The following is a 17,126-nucleotide window of genomic DNA, read 5'->3' on the forward strand; positions in this document are numbered from 1 at the left end:
ACTATTTACACTTGGAGTGTAACTTTCTCGCCGGACTCGTCAACCACTTGCAATGCGCCTGTTACCTCGAGATGTCGTCGCAGCGTGCGGCATATGCCCGCGGCCGTGCACGGATGGGCGTTCCGGACCCTCAGGCAACCCCGGCCGGCCGGAACTGCACGCTGATCCGCGGGCCGACGGGCTTCGCCGTCTTCGGCACCGCGTGTTCCCATGTGCGCTGGCACGAGCCGCCCATCACGATCAGGTCCCCGTGGCCCTGCGGCAGGCGCAACGTCTCGTGGCCGCCGGCGCGCGGGCGCAGCAGCAGGTTGCGCGGCGAGCCGAAGGAGACGATCGCGACCATGGTGTCGTGCGCGGCCGAGCGGCCGTGGGTGTCGCCGTGCCAGGCGACGCTGTCGCGCCCGTCGCGGTAGAGGCACATGCCGGCGGTGACGAACTCCTCGCCGAGCTCCTCGGCGTAGTGGCTGTTCAGCGCGGCCTTGGCGGCCTCCAGTGCGGGGTGCGGCAGGGTTTCGCGCCCGCTGTACCACCGCAGGAGCCGGGGGACGTCGACGACGTCGTCATACATCTTCCGGCGCTCGGCCCGCCAGTCGATGCCGAGCAGGGTCTCGAAGACCTCGTCCGAGCCGTGCACCCAGCCGGGCAGGAGGTCCACCCAGGCGCCCGCGGTCAGGTGCCGCCGCACGAGGCGGCCGGCCAACGGCTCGAGCGTGCTGGCCGGCCCGGACATCAGATCGAGCATCGACGGCTGGTAGCTCCCGGTCATGCCCCCACTTTAGTACTCACGTTCGATTCCGGCGCCACCGCCGGCTTCGGCCGCAGCACGCTGGCGGCGACGATCGAGGCGAGGATGCCGCCGACCACGCCGACCAGCGCGGTGACCGAGATGGCCTCGACGAACGCGTCCTGGGCGAGGCGGGCCAGCGCGCTGTCACCGGTCGCCGCCGCGACGCCGAGCGCGTCGCCGATCGACTGGTGGGCCTCTCCGGTGACGCCCTCCGGCAGCGCGCCCCGATAGGCGGCGGTGAGGATCGCACCCAGCACCGCGACGCTCAGGGCCGTGCCGACCTGCTGCACCGTGTCGTTGACCGCGGAGCCGACCCCGGCGCGTTCCGGCGGGAGGGCGCCGAGCAGCGTACCGACCGCGGCCGGCACCGCCGTTCCGTTGCCCATGCCCATCACTACCAGCGCGACGGCGAGCTTCAGGTAACCGTCGCCGGGTTCCAGCGAGGCCATCACGGCGAAACCGGCCGCCATCAGGAGCAGGCCCGCGGAGAGTGCGACCCGCGCGCCGAACCTCTTGTCCACCACGACGCCGACGCCGTTGAACGCCATCGCCGTCACGAGCATCGGGATGAAGGCGAGGCCGGCCTCGATCGGGGTGTATCCCAGCACGAACTGCAGGTACTGCGTGAGGGCGAGCACCACGCCGCCGGCCGAGAAGCCGAGCAGCACGAGCGAGAGGCTGGCCCCGGCGAAGTTGCGGTTGCGGAACAGCGTGAGCGGCAGCATCGGCTCGGCGGTCCGGCGCTCCCATAGGCCGAACGCGGTCAGGGCGACGGCGGCGACGGCGAACCCGCCCAGTGTCCGCGCCGACGCCCAGCCGTGCTCGGGGGCGTTGATGATGCCCCAGATCAGGGCCGTCATGCCGAGCATCGAGGTGGCCGCGCCGACCAGGTCGGGACGGCTCGCCGGGCCCTTGGACTCCGGGATGATCAGCAGCGCGGCGACGATGCCGAGGATCGCGATCGGGATGTTGATCAGGAAGACCGAACCCCACCAGAAGTGCTCCAGCAGCAGGCCGCCGAGCGTGGGCGCGCCGAGGGCGCCGAGCATCAGCACCGAGCTCCAGATGGCGATCGCCTTCTTGCGCTCGGCCTCGTCGAAGACCGTGGTCAGGATGGAGAGCGTGCCGGGCATCAGGAAGGCGGCGCCGGCGCCCATCAGGCCGCGTACGGCGATCAGCTGACCGGGTGTCTGGCAGATGGTGGCCAGCCCGGACGCGCCGCCGAAGACGATCAGGCCGAAGACCAGGCCGAGGCGGCGGCCGTGCCGGTCGGAGAGGCTGCCGGCGGTGAGCAGCAGACCGGCGAAGACGAGGATGTACGCGTCGATGATCCACTGGATGTCCGCGCTGCTCGCGCCGAGGTCCACGATCAGCGACGGGATCGCGATGTTGAGCACCATGTTGTCGACGACGACCACGAGCAGGCTCAGGCACAGCACGCCCAGGATCAACCAGCGACGGGGATGACGATCGGGCATCTTCGGACCCTCTCTCGTACAGTGTGCGACCGACTCGAACACCGTACACCTAACTCGCACAGTGTTCGAGTGTCGATAGGATGTCACCATGCCCGACTTCACCGACTCGGTCTGGACGCGACCACCGCGCACCCGTGGCGAGCAGCCAACACTCACCCGGGAGCAGATCGTCCGCACGGCGATCGAGATCCTCGACGCCGAGGGCGCGGCCGGCCTGAGCATGCGCCGGCTGGGCACCCGGCTGGGTTCCGGCGCGACTTCGCTGTACTGGTACGTGGCCCACAAGGACGAGCTGCTGGAACTCGCCGTCGACGAGGTGTTCGCCGAGATCTACGTGCCCGAGCCCGGCGACACGAGCTGGCGGATCGGCGCGTCGGTGCTGGCCAACGGCATACGCGTCGCGCTGCTGCGGCACCCGTGGGTGATCGGCCTGCTCGGCACCCGCCCCACCATCGGGCCGAACGCGATGCGCATGGGCAACCGCATCGTCGAGTTGTTCACCGCCGCCGGGTTCACCGGGATGGAGGTCTCGCACGCGACGGCGCTGCTGCAGTCACACGCCATCGGCGCGGCCACCACCGAGGCGGCGGTGACGGCGTCGATCCAGCGCTCCGGACTCGAACCGGTCGCCCTGGCCAAGAGCCTGGAGCCCTACCTGGAGAAGACCGCGCCGGACTACCCCGCCTACGACCGTTGGCGGCAAGAGACCGAGCAGATCAACACCGATCCGTACGTGGTGTTCCAGGAGGGCTTCGCCTTCGGGCTCGAGCGCATCCTGGACGGCCTGGAGTTGTGGCTCACCAAACGGGCTTGACCTGGACCCTTGGGTACACCTTTAGCGTCGCCGTCATGACGACCGCGCTCGCTGGTGACTTCGACTACGACACCCACGGCCGGGGCTACGCGCTCCAGCGCCGCCCCGACCCGCGCATCGCCGGCCTGGTCCACGCCGCGCTCGGCGACGCCCGCACGGTCCTCAACGTCGGGGCGGGCGCCGGTTCTTACGAGCCCGCCGATCGCTACGTCCTGGCCGTCGAACCCTCCGCCGCCATGCGGGCCCAGCGCCCGGCTGCCGCGGCACCGGCGGTGGCCGCGGCGGCCGAGGACCTGCCCTTCGACGACGAGTCGTTCGACGCGGTGATGGCCACGGTCACCGTGCATCAGTGGCGGGACGTCGGGCGCGGCCTCGCCGAGCTGCGCCGCGTGTCCTGCGGCCCGGTCGTGGTGCTCACCTTCGACGGCGACGAGTTGGACCGGCTGTGGCTCGCCGAGTACGCCCCCGAGCTCATCGACGCGGAGCGGCGCCGCTATCCCGCGATCGCTCGCATCGCGGAGGCGATCGGCCCGGCCACGGAGGTGATCGAGGTGCCGATCCCGATCGACTGCGTGGACGGGTTCACCGAGGCGTACTACGCCCGTCCCGAGGCCTTTCTCGACCCTCGGGTTCGTGCGGCGCAATCGGCCTGGGGCTTCGTCTCGGCGGCGGCCACCGAGAGGGCGATCTCGTCTCTCTCGGCCGACCTGGCCTCCGGCGAGTGGGAGCGCCGTCACGGCCACCTGCGCGAGCAGCCCTGGTTCCTGGGATCGCTGCGGTTGTTGGTGGGCTTAGGGTCGCGGCATGCGGGTGGGTGAGTTGGCGCGGCGTACCGGGACGACGGTGCGGGCGCTGCGGTATTACGAGGCGGCGGGGCTGGTGGTGCCGAGGCGGCTGGGCAACGGTTACCGGGAGTACGAGCCGGTGGCGGTGCGCCTGGTCCAGCAGATCCGGGAGCTGACCGCGCTCGGGCTGAGCGTCGAGGAGACCCGGCCGTTCGTGGAGAGCCTCGCCGAGGGGAAGGACGCGGACGTCTGCGGGGCGGCGGTCGCCACGTACCGCAGTGCGATCGACGCCCTCCAGGAGCGGATCGGCAAGCTCACCGCGCAGCGCGACGGACTGAACGAGCGGCTCGCGTCGGCGGCCGGGCGGGTGCGGCCGCCGGTCGCCGGTCGGGCCAGCGCTGATCCGGGGGAGCTGGTCGGCGTACGCGTCCCGCCGCTCGACTTCTTCGCTACCGACGGCCGACGGGTGGACCTCGGCGCGCTCGGCCCCGGGCGCAGCGTCGTCTTCGTGTACCCGCTCACCGGCCGTCCCGGCGTCGACCTGCCGGACAGCCTGCTCAACATCCCCGGCGCGCGGGGCTCCACCGAGCAGGCTTCCTGGTTCCGTGACCACCACGCCGAGCTGCTGACGGCGGGCGCCGAACGGGTTTTCGGGCTCTCCGCTCAGTCGTCCGGTTATCAGCGCGAGCTCGTGCATCGCCTGCGTCTTCCGTACCCCTTGATCCCGGATCCCCGGATGGCCCTGGCCGCCGCACTCGGCCTGCCCACCTTCGGCGCCGGCGACATGGTCCTCTATCGGCGCCTCACGCTGGTCATCAGCGACGGCCGGGTGGAGCACGTCTTCCATCCGATCGCGAAACCGGCGATGCACGCGCAGGAGGTCATGCGCTGGCTTTCTCAGCGCGACCGGCGCGGGCTGAGAACGACCAGATAGCGACACGGCCGGTCGGTCACGTTCTCATAGGCGCACGGGACCGGCGCCCCGAGCTCCAGGCAGTCGCCCCGCTCGAGGTCGTGCCGCACGTCGCCCTCCTGGAAGCGCAGCCGCCCGTCGAGCACGTAGATCTGGTGGTGCGCCACCGCATAGGAGTCAGCGGGATAGGCAACCCGCGCACCCGCCGGCAGCTCCACCTCCACGAGCTGCACCGCTCCGCCCGCCGGCGAGACCGACCGCCGCCGATACCCGGTCTCCGGATCCACCCAGACCGTCTGGTCGGCGAGGCGGGCCAGGCGCGGCGACTCACCCTCGGTGCGCGCGAACAGCTCGGAGAGGGTCATCCCCAGCGCGGCGGCCAGGCGCCCGAGCAGCGCGGCGGTCGGCTGCGCCTCGCCCCGCTCGATCTTGCCGATCATCGCGCGCGAAACCCCGGAGCGGTCGGCCAGGGCATTCACGCTCAGCTCTTTATCGGTACGCGCGGCGTGCAGCGTCGCGGCCAGCCTGTCCAACATGCCTGTCACTATAGTGTCAGTCGCGGCTACTATTTCGCCATGTCGTTGACGATCAGGGACGCCACGCCGGCCGATGCCGCCGCCTGTGCCGCCATCTATCGGCCATACGTCCTGGACACCGCGATCACCTTCGAGACCTCGCCGCCCACCCCGGCCGAAATGGCCGAGCGCATCGCCGCAGCACACGCCTGGCTGGTCGCTTGCCTGGCCGACGACGTCATCGGCTATGCGTATGCCGGCCCGTTCGCGACCCGGGCCGCCTACCGCTGGTCCTGCGAGGTGAGCGTCTACGTCGATCGTGAGCGGCGCCGAACCGGGGCCGGTCGCGCGCTCTACGGTGAGTTGCTGCCCCGCCTCACCTCGCGCGGTTTCCAGGTCGCCGTGGCGAAGACCACTCAGCCCAACGAGCCGAGCATGGCACTGCACGCCGCCTTCGGCTTCCAGCTGATCGGCACACATCCCCGGATCGGCTTCAAGAACGGCGCCTGGCACGACGTGGCGATCACGCAGCTGAACCTGGCCCCGCGAACCGACCCGACATGACGCCGGGCGGCACTCCGCGAAGGAATGCCGCCCGGCGTCGTGGGGCTGAGGTCAGTCGTCGTCCTTGCCCGGTTTCGGGTGGTGGTAGGTGACCTGCTCGGGCGCCAGCGGGAACGTGATGTCCTCGCCGAACGGGGAGAGGCCGCCCTGGGTGGGTGCCACGAGTTCGGCGATGTCCAGGTGGCCGTCCGGGCCGACCGGAGCGTTCTCCGGCAGGCGTGAGCTGGGCAGGTCCGGGTTCACGTTCGGGCTGCCGGGAGTGTGGCGGGAACCCGGCCGGCCGCTGTCGAGCTCGTCGCGGCGGAAGATCTTGCGGCCGAGCCAGACGATCGGGTCGTAGCGGCGGTCGACCACGCGCTCCTTCATCGGGATGATCGCGTTGTCAGTGATCTTGATGTGCTCGGGGCAGACCTCGGTGCAGCACTTGGTGATGTTGCAGTAGCCCATGCCCTGCTCGGCCTGCGCGTACTCCTTGCGGTCCGTCCGGTCGTCGAGCGGGTGCATGTCCAGCTCGGCGGCCCTGATGAAATACCGCGGGCCGGAGAACTCGGCCTTGTTCTCCTCGTGGTCGCGGACCACGTGGCAGGTGTTCTGGCAGAGGAAGCACTCGATGCACTTGCGGAACTCCTGGCTGCGTTCCACGTCGACCTGCTGCATCCGGTATTCACCCGGAGCGAGGCCGGGCGGCGGCGCGAACGCCGGGGTCTCCCGCGCCTTCTCGTAGTTGAAGGAGACGTCGGTGACCAGGTCCCGGATCACCGGGAACGTCCGCAGCGGCGTGATCGTGACGGTCTCGTCCTCGGTGAACGTCGACATCCGCGTCATGCAGCCGAGCCGCGGCTTGCCGTTGATCTCCATGGAGCAGGAGCCGCACTTGCCGGCCTTGCAGTTCCACCGGCAGGCCAGATCGGGTGCCTGGGTGGCCTGGAGCCGGTGGATGATGTCGAGGACGACCTCGCCCTCGTTCACCTCGACCTCGAATTCGCGCAGGTCGCCACCGGCCGCGTCGCCCCGCCAGACCCGGAATCGCCGTTTGGTGCCCATCACTCCGCCTCCAGCTCGGCGAGTTCCTCGTCGGTCAGGTACTTCGACAGCTCGGTGCGGTCGAACAGGTTGATCAGCTCGTCGCGCATCCGCGGCACCGGCTTGCGCTCCAGGTGCACGTCGCCGCTCTCGTCGAGGGAGCAGACCAGGTTGAGCTTGCGCCACTGCGGGCTCATCTTCGGGAAGTCCTCGCGGGTGTGCCCGCCGCGCGACTCCTCGCGCTCCAGCGCCGCCTTGGCCGTGCACTCCGAGACGACCAGCATGTTGCGCAGGTCGAGGGCGAGGTGCCAGCCGGGGTTGTAGCGACGGCCACCCTCGGAGGCCACGTTTGCCACCCGCGCCCGCAGCTCCTGCAGGCGCTTGAGAGCGTCGCTCAGCTCACCCTCGCGGCGGATGATGCCGACCAGGTCACCCATCACCGCCTGAAGATCTTGCTGCAATGTGTACGGGTTCTCCCCGTCCGAGCGCACCAGCGGAGCGAGAGCCACCTCGGCCGCCGCGGCGACGTCCACCTTCGCCACCTTCGGCCGCTTGGCGAGCGTCTCCACGTACGCCGCCGCGTGCTCGCCCGCCCGCTTGCCGAACACCAGCAGGTCGGAGAGCGAGTTGCCGCCCAGCCGGTTGGAACCGTGCATGCCGCCGGACACCTCGCCCGCGGCGAACAGACCCTGCACCGTGCCGAGCGCCGCACCGGTGTCCGGCTCCACCTCGACGCCACCCATCACGTAGTGACAGGTCGGCCCGACCTCCATCGCCTCCTTGGTGATGTCGACGTCGGCCAGCTCCTTGAACTGGTGGTGCATCGACGGCAGCCGCCGGATGATCGTCTCGGCCGGCATCCGCGTCGACACGTCCAGGTAGACGCCTCCGGCCGGGCTGCCGCGGCCCGCCTTGACCTCGCTGTTGATGGCCCGGGCGACCTCGTCACGGGGCAGCAGCTCGGGCGGGCGCCGGTTGTTGTCGGGGTCCGTGTACCAGCGGTCGGCCTCCTCCTCGGTCTCCGCGTACTGCTTGCGGAAGACGTCGGGGACGTAGTCGAACATGAACCGCTTCTGGTCGGAGTTGCGCAGCACGCCGCCGTCGCCGCGGACCGACTCGGTGACGAGGATGCCCTTGACGCTGGGCGGCCAGACCATGCCGGTCGGGTGGAACTGCAGGAACTCCATGTTGATCAGCGTCGCCCCGGCGCGCAGCGCCAGCGCGTGGCCGTCACCGGTGTACTCCCACGAGTTCGAGGTGACCTTGTAGCTGCGGCCGACGCCGCCGGTGGCCAGGACCACGGCGGGCGCCTCGAACAGCAGGAACTCGCCGGACTCGCGGTAGTAGCCGAACGCGCCGGCCACCCGGTCGCCGTCGAGCATCAGCTCGGTGATCGTGGTCTCCTGGAACACCCGGATCCGGGAGTCGTAGCTGCCGAACTCCTTCAGATCCTCCTGCTGCAGCGAGACGATCTTCTGCTGGAGGGTGCGGATCAGCTCCAGGCCGGTGCGGTCACCGACGTGCGCGAGCCTCGGGTACTCATGGCCACCGAAGTTGCGCTGCGAGATCTTGCCGTCCTTGGTCCGGTCGAAGAGCGCACCGTACGTCTCCAGCTCCCAGATCCGCTCCGGCGCCTCCTTGGCGTGCAGCTCGGCCATCCGGAAGTTGTTCAGGAACTTGCCGCCCCGCATGGTGTCCCGGAAGTGCACCATCCAGTTGTCTTTGCTGTTCACGTTGCCCATGGCGGCGGCCGCGCCACCCTCGGCCATCACCGTGTGCGCCTTGCCGAACAGCGACTTCGAGATGATCGCGGTGCGCTTGCCGGCCATCCGGGCCTCGATCGCCGCGCGCAGGCCGGCGCCGCCGGCCCCGATCACGACGACGTCGTACTGGTGTCGTTCGATCGTTGTGCTCATCGCTGGCCCCTCAGTTGATGATGCGCAGGTCGGAGAACCAGTCGGCGGCCAGACCCATGATGTAGAAGTCGGTCAGGGCCAGCGTGCCGAGCGTGATCCAGGCCAGCTGCATGTGCCGCGTGTTCAGCTTGGACACGAATGTCCAGAAGCGGTAACGCACCGGGTGCTTGGAGAAGTGCTTGAGCCGCCCGCCCGCGATGTGCCGGCAGGAGTGGCAGGACAACGTGTACGCCCACAGCATGATCACGTTCACCCAGAGGATCACGTTGCCGAGCCCGAGGCCGGTCGTCTGCGCCCGGACCGCGTCCCAGGTGTTGATCACCGAGATGATCACGGCTGCGTAGAACGCGTACCGATGGGCGTTCTGGAAGATCAGCGGGAAGCGGGTCTCGCCGCTGTACTTCTTGTGGCCGTCCGGCACCGCGCAGGCCGGCGGCGACAGCCAGAACGACCGGTAGTACGCCTTCCGGTAGTAGTAGCAGGTCAGCCGGAAGAGCAGGAGGAACGGCAGGGTGAACGCCGCCTCCGGGATCAGCCAGAAACTGGGTAACGGGGTGCCGAACTCCGCCGCAGGGCCGCACGCGTCCGTGATGCAGGGCGAGTAGAACGGCGTCAAATAGTGGTATTCCTCCACGAAGAACCACTTGTGCATGAAGACCCGGACGGTGGCGTAGGTCACCCAGGCCGTCAGACCGAGAAAGGTGACCAGGGGTGCCAGCCAATAGCGGTCGGTGCGCAGCGTTTTTGCCGCGATCGCCGCGCGTGCCTGGCCGCCGCCCGGCCTCGTTGCCGTCGTCATTGCATCTCCCGGAGAGTGCCGTCTCAGGTGCACCGTCGACCCGTCGCAGGGCACAGAGATGCCCCACGTCAGCGGTCGCGCGGCGACAGTGATGTGGGGCACACGTTACGCCGAATGTCCGACAGATTGCCCACGGGGCTGCCTAGCGCGTCACAAAATCGCCATCCCGGTCAATGTTGATCTCCACCGATGCGCTAGCCGGCATCAGCCGGAAGCATTACCCGTGACGTTCCACGAGGCCAGATGCAGTGCCGGTGCGGCATAGCGCGAGCGGCCCCAGGACTCGGGCAGGAGCACGCACTCGGAGCCGATCCCGAGCACCTGGCCGGGGCCCAGCGCCTGCGGATAGGACTGGGTGAAACGCAGGTTGCCGACCGCCGAGACCACCTCGCCGTCCTCGACCAGCCACACCCCGTTGCGGGTCAGGCCGGTCACCACCAGGCTCTTCGGGTCGAGCACCCGGGTGTACCAGAGGTCGGTGACGAGCAGGCCCCGCCGCATCCGGGCCACCAGCGGCCGCGCCGACTCGGCGACCGACCCGCCGGCGTCGCCGCTCGGTCGCGCGGCCGGCAACTCGGCCGACTCCAGGCGCAGGTTGCCGGCCTGCGGGCCCCATGAGCGGGAGAACGCCGACGCGTGCCCGGTCGACTCGGTCCCGGCCTGCGCGGCCGACGTCCGGTCGTGGGTGACCGCGCTGGTCACACCCTCGCGGACCAGCACCAGCGACCGCCGCGGCGTGCCCTCGTCGTCGAACGGCAGCCCCGGCGCCGGCTCGCCGCGGCTGCCCAGCGGGTCGTCCACGATGGTCACCGACGGGTCGAACTGCTCGACACCGATCTCGGCGAAGGACTGCCGCTGCGCCCACGACTTGCCGTTGAAGCCGAAAGTCGCGAGGTTCTCCATCAGGTCCTTGACGGCGTCCGGCTCGAGGACCACCTCGTATCTGCCCGGGGTCAGCTCGACCGGCTCCCGCGACGCCCTCGCCTTGGCCGCCGCCCGCGCGCCGAGGACCGCGCCGTCGATGTCGGAGAGCCGGGCCGCGGCCAGCCGGGCCACCCCGTCAGCGCCGTCAGAACGTGCGATGCCGTCCATGGCAGCCTCGGCGGCCCGGCCCTCGACGGCCTGACCTGCGGTGTTGGCGAAGGCGGCGGAGACGTGGGCGGTCCGGCAGTATCCCGCTGTCTCCAGCCCGCCGGCGGCCTCGACGAACGCGCGGACCCGCTCGGCGCGCTCGGCCGGGTCCGCCCGCGAGGTCGCCTCGTCGAAGCCGAACGCCAGCCCGGAGTGCTCGCCGGAACCGGGATGACCGGCCGAGACGTGCAGCGCGGCCGGCGGCGTCACACCCGGCCAGCCGGGGTCGGCCGGGCTGACCCGGGCCGCCGCGACGGTCCGCGCGACCAGGGCGCGCAGCCCGTCGGGCCCGGTCACCGTGGTGGAGCCACCCACGGTCCGCCCGTCCAGGTGCAGCCGCAGCCGCACACCGGTGGACGCCGACGCCACGTTCTGATGGATCATCGAGGTCGCGAACCGGGTCAGAGCCTCGGCGTCGTGCCGCACCACGACCTCGGCCTGGGCGGTCCGCCCGGCCAGCTCCCGAACCAGCTCCACAACCTTCGCCGCGATGTCCAGCTCGGCACCGGCCCGCCCACTCGACCCGCCGCTCATCCGCGCACTCCCGGCTCGCTCTCGGTCCGCCCGCTCATCCGCGCACTCCCACTCGCACGCCCTTGAACCGGGCCGGTGCGGCTGGATGCCCGGTGTGCCCGATCTGGCCCGGTTGGCCCTTGCCGCAATTCGGCGTGCCCCAGGCGATGATCTCGTTGGAGAGCATGTCCATCGACTGCCAGAACCGCGGCCCGATCCCGGTGTAGGTCGGGTTGCGCAGCATCCGGCCCAGCTTCCCGTTCTTGATCTCGTAGCCGATCTCGCAGCCGAACTGGAAGTTCAGCCGGCGGTCGTCGATCGACCAGGACCGGTTGACGTCCATGAACACGCCGTCGTCGGTGGCCGCGATGATCTCGTCGAGAGTATGCGGTCCCGGCTCGAGCCCGACATTCGTCATCCGGACCATCGGGAGCCGCGACCAGCCGTCGGAGCGGACGCTGCCGCCGTAGTCCAGGCCGGCCAGCGCCGCCGAGTCGCGCCCGGCCAGCACGCCGACCCAGATGCCGTCGCGGACCGCGTGCCGTTTCACCGCGGGGCTGCCCTCGTCGTCGAAGCCGAAGCTGCCCAGCCCGCCCGGAAAGCCGGGGTCGATCGTGACGTTCATCAGCTCGGAGCCGTAGCGCAGCGAACCCAGCCGGCTCAGGTCGAGCCAGCTGGTGCCGGCGAACGCGGCCTCCCAGCCGAGGATCCGGTCCAGCTCGATGGCGTGCCCGACCGACTCGTGGATCTGCAGGGCCAGCTGCTCACCGCCGAGCACGAGGTCGGTCTCGCCGGCCGGGCAGAGCGGCGCGGTCAGCAGGGCACGGGCCTCCTCGGCCATCCGCGGCGCGTTGCCCACCAGGTCCAGCTCCTCGACGAGCTCCCAGCCGCGCGTGCCGAACTGCCCCCGGTGCGACGGCCAGGACCGCCGCTGGATCTCCCCGTCGCCGAACGCGATCGCGGTGACCCCCGCTCCGCACTCGCGGATGTGCTGCTCGATCCGGTGCCCCTCGCTGGAGACGAACCACTTGCGGGTGTCCCAGATCGCGTAGTTGGCCTCGGCCTGGTCGGCGCCGGCCTCCCGTGCGGCGGCGGTCGCGCGGACCAGCAGGTCACCCTTGTCCGAGAGGGGGACGGACAGCGGGTCGATCACGCAGTCGCCGGCCCAGCTCGCGGTCACGGCCGTGGCAGGGACCAGGTCGATCGGCCGTCCCGGCACAAGAGCACTGGCGGCGGCGATCTGAGCGGCCCGGTGCCCGGCCGCACGTGCGGATGTCTCAGCCACATCGGGTACGGCATAGAAGCCCCAACTCGACCCGACCAGAGCCCGCACGCCCAGGCCCGCGCTCTCGTCCGAGCTCAGATCCTCGATCGCACCGTCCCGCGCCGACATCGCCTCGGTCCGCCGCACCATGACACGCGCATCCGCATAACGCGCCCCCGCGTCCAGCGCGGCCCGCACCGCCGCCTCCGCCTCGTCGAAATGCCCCATGTCCCGACCCTAAGCGCCGGGTGCGACAGTTTCAGGACGGCGGCAACAGATCCGCCGGATCGATGGAGACGTCCACAGGCTCAGTCAGCCGCAACGGCACCCCGGGCGCTGCGGTCGAGTGCTCGCGGTAACTTTCGCCGTCCAACTGGAACAGCTGCATCGTCCCGGACTTCGGATCCACCAGCAGATACCACGGGATACCGGCGGCTGCGTAGTAGTGCTTCTTCAGCACCTGGTCGGTCGTGCTGTTGGACGGCGACAGAATCTCGCACACCAGCCGCACCGCCGACGCGTCGACCACGAACTCATCCAGGTCGATGTCCGCGGCGATCACGAGATCGGGGATGGTGATGCGATCCGTGCCGCACCGCACGTTCACCGCTCCGAGAATGTGCAGACCCGCGGGGGGCAGGGCCGCTCTCAAACTGGCGGAGACGTGTTGATGCCGTGGTGTGCCGCGCGGCGTGATGTGAAGACTTCCGTCGAAGAGTTCGATGCGCTCCGACGTCTCGCCGAGGGACAGGAAGCCCGATTCTGTGAAGAGCCTCTGGTCAATCACGATGGCATACTAGTCGCCCAGCAACCTTTCCAGCGACTAGTTCAGTCGAATGAAGGACAGCTCCTCCTCGGGGGACGCGGACGGGGTCGAGGGGAAGCCGGGCAGGGAGGCGCCGACCAGGAGGACGTTGGGGGAGGTGCCGGCCTCGATGAGGCTGTGGTGGGCGTAGACGTCCGCGTCGGCGCGGTCGCCCAGGTAGCGCTCGGCTATCGGGGCGGGCAGGTCGGTCCAGTTCAGGACCGGGTCGTGGGCTACGGCTCGGTGGAAGACCTCGGGCATGCGCAGGACGGCGAGGGCGGCGAGCCAGCCGCCCAGGCCGTGTCCGCGGGCCGCCACCCGGGTCAGGTCCAGGTCGGGGTGTTTGCCGACGAGCGCGGTCAGGGCGTCGGCCTGGTCGGCGAGCACGAGGTCGGCCAGGCGCCGGTGCACGACCTTCTCGAAGCTCGGTGCGACGCCAGGCGTACCCCTGGAATCTGTACTGACGACGGCGAAGCCGGCGTCGGCCCACCACTGCCGTTCGCGCCACGCCGAAGCCCGCGCCCAGACCTGCTGGTGTCCCGGCCCGTCGCCGAGGGTGACCAGCACCGGAAGCCTGGTCCCCGCGATGTGGCCGGCGGGATAGAGCACGCCGGCGGGCAGGCGGCGATCGGTGACGCGCTCGAGGACCGGCTCCGGGCGGTACGGCGGCTCGGGCGCGCACGTCCGCAACGTCGCCACCGGGGTCTCCCCGCGCCACACCTGGATCCCGGAGACCAGCAGGTCAGCGCCGACCGTCACACCCTCCGGGCCGCACTCCACCGGTAGCCGGCTCACCTCGGGGCCGCCGCCGCCCAGCGAGGTGCGCACCCGGAACACCTCGTTCACCGCCGGATCGCCCAGGCTGCCCTCGACGATCAGGTCCGGTGACCCGGCCGGGCCGCCCTCGCGGGGCAGCATGCCGGCCACCCGGCGCACGTAGAGGCTGGGCGGGGTGAGCAGGCTGCCGTCGGCGAACAGGCAGCGCGCGTCGAAGCCGTCGTGCGCGAGTTCGCCGCCGACCAGCACCCGGCCGTCCGGCAGGTGACGCGGCGTGCCCGGCACGGGTTCCACCCAGCGCGCGTCGGCGAGTTCCGCGTGCACCTGGGTCTCCCCGGTACGCGGATCCACCGACAGCACGAGGCCGTGCTGCTGCATCCGGCGCAGGACGGTGATCAGTGGGCTGCCGCCGCGCCAGTGCACCTGGGCCAGGTACGGATAAGTCTCCCGGTCCCAGTGCACGTCGACCCACCCGTCGTCCAGGTCGAGCAGGTGCAGGCTGGACGCCTTGGCGGTACGCACCGCGAGCACCTGGCTCCCGTCCGGCGCCCACCACCAGCCGCGGGTCCGGCCGAACTCGGCGGCACCGGCACCGGCCACACCCCAGGAGATGGTGCCGCCGTGCTCGCGCCACGCGTTGCCCGGTTCACCGGCGAGCAGACGGTCGCCGTCCGGCCCGACCACCCGCAGCGACGCCGGACCGCCCGGATCGGTGACGTATCCGATGTTGACGCCCGCCGGGTCGGGGCGGGGATCGTGCACCGGCCCGGCGGTCGGCACCGCGGTGACCGTGCCGTCGGCCAGGTCGGCCCGGAACAGCTCACCGGCGCGGGTGAACGCCACCGTGCGCCCCTCGCGGTCGGTGGCGTACGAGTCGACCGGCCCCGAACCGACCAGGTGCTCCGAGCCGGTCCCGAGGTCGAGCCGCCACAGCTCGCCGGAGCGCCGGAACAGGATCCGTGTGCCGTCGCTGCCGATCGTCACGTCGTACGGGTACTCCACGCCCCACAGCATCGCTGATCAAGACGTCCCCGCGCGGGGCAAACCGCGGGCTCGTCGAGCGAACTGCTCGGTGGTCGCGCGTACAGTATCGGCCGTGACCGCTAGCCAAGAGCTGCCCGCGCGCCGACTGCTGCTGGTGCACGCCCACCCCGACGACGAGGTGATCGGGACCGGCGCGACCATGGCGCACTACGTCTCGACCGGTGCCCACGTGACGCTGGTGACCTGCACCCTCGGCGAGGAGGGCGAGATACATGTGCCCGAGCTCGCCCAGCTGGCCGCCGGGCAGGCCGATCAGCTGGGTGGATACCGGCTGGTGGAGTGGCAGCGGGCCTGTGCGGCGCTGGGTGTCACCGACCACCGGATGCTCGGCGGCGCCGGGCGCTACCGGGACTCCGGCATGATGGGCCTGCCGACCAACGAGCACCCGCGCGCGTTCTGGCAGGCCGACCTGGACGAGGCCGCCGCGCACCTGCTGGAGATCATCCGCGAGGTGCGGCCGCAGGTCATGATCACGTATGACGACAACGGCTTCTACGGGCACCCGGACCACATCCAGGCGCACCGGGTCGCGATGCGTGCCGCCGAGCTGGCCGGCCCGGACGCGCCCGCCAAGATCTACTGGACGGCGATGCCGCTGAGCGTCCTGCACGACGGCATGGAGGCCTTCCGCGAGTCGGCGAACAATCCGTTCGCCGAGGTGCGGAGCGCGGGCGATCTGCCGTTCGGCACTCCGGACGACGAGATCGCCGCGCGGATCGACGGGACCGACCACGACGCGAAGAAGACCGCGGCGATGCGCGCCCACGCCAGCCAGATCCCGGACAACTCCTGGCTCTACGGGATCGCCGGCGACTTCGGCGGCGAGTTCATGGGCGTGGAGTACTACACGTTGGTCAAGGGCGAGCGCGGCGCCGGCACCGGGCCGTTCAAGTGGGAGGACGACCTGTTCAGCGGCCTCGACATCGGTGAGCCGCTGGCCGCCGACGCGGCGACCCGATGACCGCGCCGATGACCGCGGAGCAGGAGCAGGAGCAGGAGCGCGAGGCCCCGGCGGCGGAGAAGCGGGAGCCGTGGCCCGGCTGGGAGACCGTCCTGCGGGTCGCCGGCGTCACGATCGCGGTCGTCGCGACCGTGGTCACCGCGATGATCGAGCTGGAGCTGAGCGCGCTGCGCAGCGGCGGCTTCGTGGAGCTGTTCCACGGCCGCTCGCCGTGGACCGGCAGCGGGGCCGCGATCCCGCTGGCGGTCCCGGTCGCGGTCGGCGCCAACTGGGCGATCTCCTGGTTCGCGGTGGCCACCACCGGCCGGCGCTGGTCGGTGGGCCCGCCGTGGGCCCTCTGGACGCTGCTGATGCTGGCCGCGGCCGGCACCCGCACCGCCGAGGGGGACTACCTGCTCGGCGGCGAGAACTGGACGGCCCTGGTGATGATCCTGCTGGGGAGCCTCACGTTCGCGGTGTACTCGTACCGTCTCATTCTCAAGCCGGTGCCGAAGCGTCTCCAGTAATCCCCACACGCGGTCCGGTGGCGCTACGATCCCGCCCACACTCGCATTTTGGGGAGGCCGAGATGAGGCATCAGCGCTGGTTCCGGATCACGGTTCTGGCGGTCGCACTGTTCGCGATCAACGCCGTGGCGCGCCTGGTGGTCCGGATCGGCTTCGACGATTCCGACACCGCGCAGAACTGGGCCACGATCGTCATGTTCGTGCTGGTCGCGCTCGTGCTCGGAGTCCTCACGTTTATCCGGTGCCAGCGGGTGAAGCCGAGTGACTGGCTGCCCGACGTCGGGTTCGGCGCGCTCGGCGGCATGCTGCTGACGGTGCTGATCGGCCCGTTCGTGAGCGGCAACGGCCCGTTCGCCAACGGCGCCGGTGACTTCTTCGCGCAGATCTGGCTCTACAGCGGCTGCGCGATCGCCGGCACGCTTCTCGGTTACTGGCTCGCCGTGATGCTGGGCCGCGACTACCGGTCCAAGGCGCTGAAGGCGTACACGCAGAATCGCGCCGCCCGCCCGCGCAAGATCGTCCGCCGCTGAA

General features: G+C 70.7%; 17 protein-coding genes. 7 read left to right on the forward strand and 10 right to left on the reverse strand.

Translation table 11 applies throughout. The annotated features are described in order from the left end of the window. Positions 1 to 130 precede the first annotated feature (130 nt). Both AB0M02_RS02420 and AB0M02_RS02425 read right to left on the reverse strand, forming a co-directional pair. Positions 131 to 766 (reverse strand): alpha-ketoglutarate-dependent dioxygenase AlkB, encoded by a 636-nt coding sequence (locus tag AB0M02_RS02420; RefSeq protein ID WP_364220194.1) that lies wholly within the window; start codon positions 764 to 766, stop codon positions 131 to 133. Then, a complete protein-coding gene (locus tag AB0M02_RS02425) occupies positions 763 to 2,265 on the reverse strand; it encodes an MFS transporter (RefSeq protein WP_364220197.1) in 1,503 nt (500 codons plus the stop codon). Before AB0M02_RS02425 ends, AB0M02_RS02420 begins: the two co-directional genes overlap by 4 nt. Before the next feature lie 88 nt (positions 2,266 to 2,353). Between AB0M02_RS02425 and AB0M02_RS02430 the strand changes: the two genes are divergently transcribed. From AB0M02_RS02430 to AB0M02_RS02440, 3 genes are read left to right on the forward strand one after another with little or no spacing between them, the layout of a single operon-like run. After that, on the forward strand, positions 2,354 to 3,079 hold the full coding sequence (locus AB0M02_RS02430) for a TetR/AcrR family transcriptional regulator (RefSeq protein ID WP_364220200.1): 726 nt from the start codon (positions 2,354 to 2,356) through the stop codon (positions 3,077 to 3,079). A 35-nt stretch (positions 3,080 to 3,114) separates the two neighbouring features. Beyond that, a complete protein-coding gene (locus AB0M02_RS02435; protein ID WP_364220203.1) occupies positions 3,115 to 3,897 on the forward strand; it encodes a methyltransferase domain-containing protein in 783 nt (260 codons plus the stop codon). After that, the gene (locus tag AB0M02_RS02440; RefSeq protein ID WP_364220206.1) at positions 3,884 to 4,798 is read left to right on the forward strand and encodes a MerR family transcriptional regulator; all 915 of its coding nucleotides are present in this window, start codon (positions 3,884 to 3,886) and stop codon (positions 4,796 to 4,798) included. Before AB0M02_RS02435 ends, AB0M02_RS02440 begins: the two co-directional genes overlap by 14 nt. On the opposite strand, the gene AB0M02_RS02445 is transcribed toward AB0M02_RS02440, so the two are convergent. Next, positions 4,762 to 5,313 (reverse strand): helix-turn-helix domain-containing protein, encoded by a 552-nt coding sequence (locus AB0M02_RS02445; protein WP_364220209.1) that lies wholly within the window; start codon positions 5,311 to 5,313, stop codon positions 4,762 to 4,764. The genes AB0M02_RS02440 and AB0M02_RS02445 overlap by 37 nt on opposite strands. 39 nt (positions 5,314 to 5,352) lie before the next feature. On the opposite strand from AB0M02_RS02445, the gene AB0M02_RS02450 reads away from it, so the two are divergent. Beyond that, positions 5,353 to 5,856: an N-acetyltransferase family protein gene (locus AB0M02_RS02450; protein ID WP_364220212.1), complete on the forward strand. Its 504-nt coding sequence runs from the start codon at positions 5,353 to 5,355 to the stop codon at positions 5,854 to 5,856. A 51-nt stretch (positions 5,857 to 5,907) separates the two neighbouring features. Here AB0M02_RS02450 and AB0M02_RS02455 read toward each other — a convergent pair whose 3' ends face one another. The 7 genes from AB0M02_RS02455 to AB0M02_RS02485 all read right to left on the reverse strand — a co-directional run bounded on the left by AB0M02_RS02455 (position 5,908) and on the right by AB0M02_RS02485 (position 15,068). Continuing rightward, positions 5,908 to 6,900 carry a succinate dehydrogenase/fumarate reductase iron-sulfur subunit gene (locus AB0M02_RS02455; RefSeq protein ID WP_364220215.1) on the reverse strand — a complete coding sequence of 331 codons (993 nt, stop codon included), beginning with the start codon at positions 6,898 to 6,900 and terminating at the stop codon, positions 5,908 to 5,910. Next, entirely contained in the window at positions 6,900 to 8,795 is a 1,896-nt protein-coding gene (locus AB0M02_RS02460; protein ID WP_364220217.1) for a fumarate reductase/succinate dehydrogenase flavoprotein subunit, read from the reverse strand. Before AB0M02_RS02460 ends, AB0M02_RS02455 begins: the two co-directional genes overlap by 1 nt. A gap of 10 nt (positions 8,796 to 8,805) precedes the next feature. After that, entirely contained in the window at positions 8,806 to 9,594 is a 789-nt protein-coding gene (locus AB0M02_RS02465; protein WP_364220220.1) for a hypothetical protein, read from the reverse strand. A gap of 204 nt (positions 9,595 to 9,798) precedes the next feature. Further along, positions 9,799 to 11,259 carry a metallopeptidase TldD-related protein gene (locus tag AB0M02_RS02470; RefSeq protein ID WP_364220223.1) on the reverse strand — a complete coding sequence of 487 codons (1,461 nt, stop codon included), beginning with the start codon at positions 11,257 to 11,259 and terminating at the stop codon, positions 9,799 to 9,801. A 34-nt stretch (positions 11,260 to 11,293) separates the two neighbouring features. Beyond that, positions 11,294 to 12,730, reverse strand: coding sequence for a TldD/PmbA family protein (locus AB0M02_RS02475; RefSeq protein WP_364220226.1), 1,437 nt, complete (start codon positions 12,728 to 12,730; stop codon positions 11,294 to 11,296). A 31-nt stretch (positions 12,731 to 12,761) separates the two neighbouring features. Continuing rightward, positions 12,762 to 13,289 (reverse strand): Uma2 family endonuclease, encoded by a 528-nt coding sequence (locus AB0M02_RS02480; protein ID WP_364220229.1) that lies wholly within the window; start codon positions 13,287 to 13,289, stop codon positions 12,762 to 12,764. Between the two features lie 36 nt (positions 13,290 to 13,325). After that, positions 13,326 to 15,068 (reverse strand): prolyl oligopeptidase family serine peptidase, encoded by a 1,743-nt coding sequence (locus AB0M02_RS02485; RefSeq protein ID WP_364222490.1) that lies wholly within the window; start codon positions 15,066 to 15,068, stop codon positions 13,326 to 13,328. A gap of 112 nt (positions 15,069 to 15,180) precedes the next feature. Between AB0M02_RS02485 and mshB the strand changes: the two genes are divergently transcribed. The 3 genes from mshB to AB0M02_RS02500 all read left to right on the forward strand — a co-directional run bounded on the left by mshB (position 15,181) and on the right by AB0M02_RS02500 (position 17,125). Beyond that, entirely contained in the window at positions 15,181 to 16,089 is a 909-nt protein-coding gene (mshB, locus tag AB0M02_RS02490; protein WP_364220232.1) for an N-acetyl-1-D-myo-inositol-2-amino-2-deoxy-alpha-D-glucopyranoside deacetylase, read from the forward strand. Next, entirely contained in the window at positions 16,086 to 16,595 is a 510-nt protein-coding gene (locus AB0M02_RS02495) for a hypothetical protein (protein ID WP_364220235.1), read from the forward strand. Before mshB ends, AB0M02_RS02495 begins: the two co-directional genes overlap by 4 nt. 62 nt (positions 16,596 to 16,657) lie before the next feature. Further along, positions 16,658 to 17,125 (forward strand): hypothetical protein, encoded by a 468-nt coding sequence (locus tag AB0M02_RS02500; RefSeq protein ID WP_364220237.1) that lies wholly within the window; start codon positions 16,658 to 16,660, stop codon positions 17,123 to 17,125. Position 17,126 lies beyond the last annotated feature (1 nt).

Origin of the sequence: Actinoplanes sp. NPDC051861, from assembly GCF_040681145.1 — a bacterium.
In the GTDB taxonomy this organism is placed as follows: domain Bacteria; phylum Actinomycetota; class Actinomycetes; order Mycobacteriales; family Micromonosporaceae; genus Actinoplanes.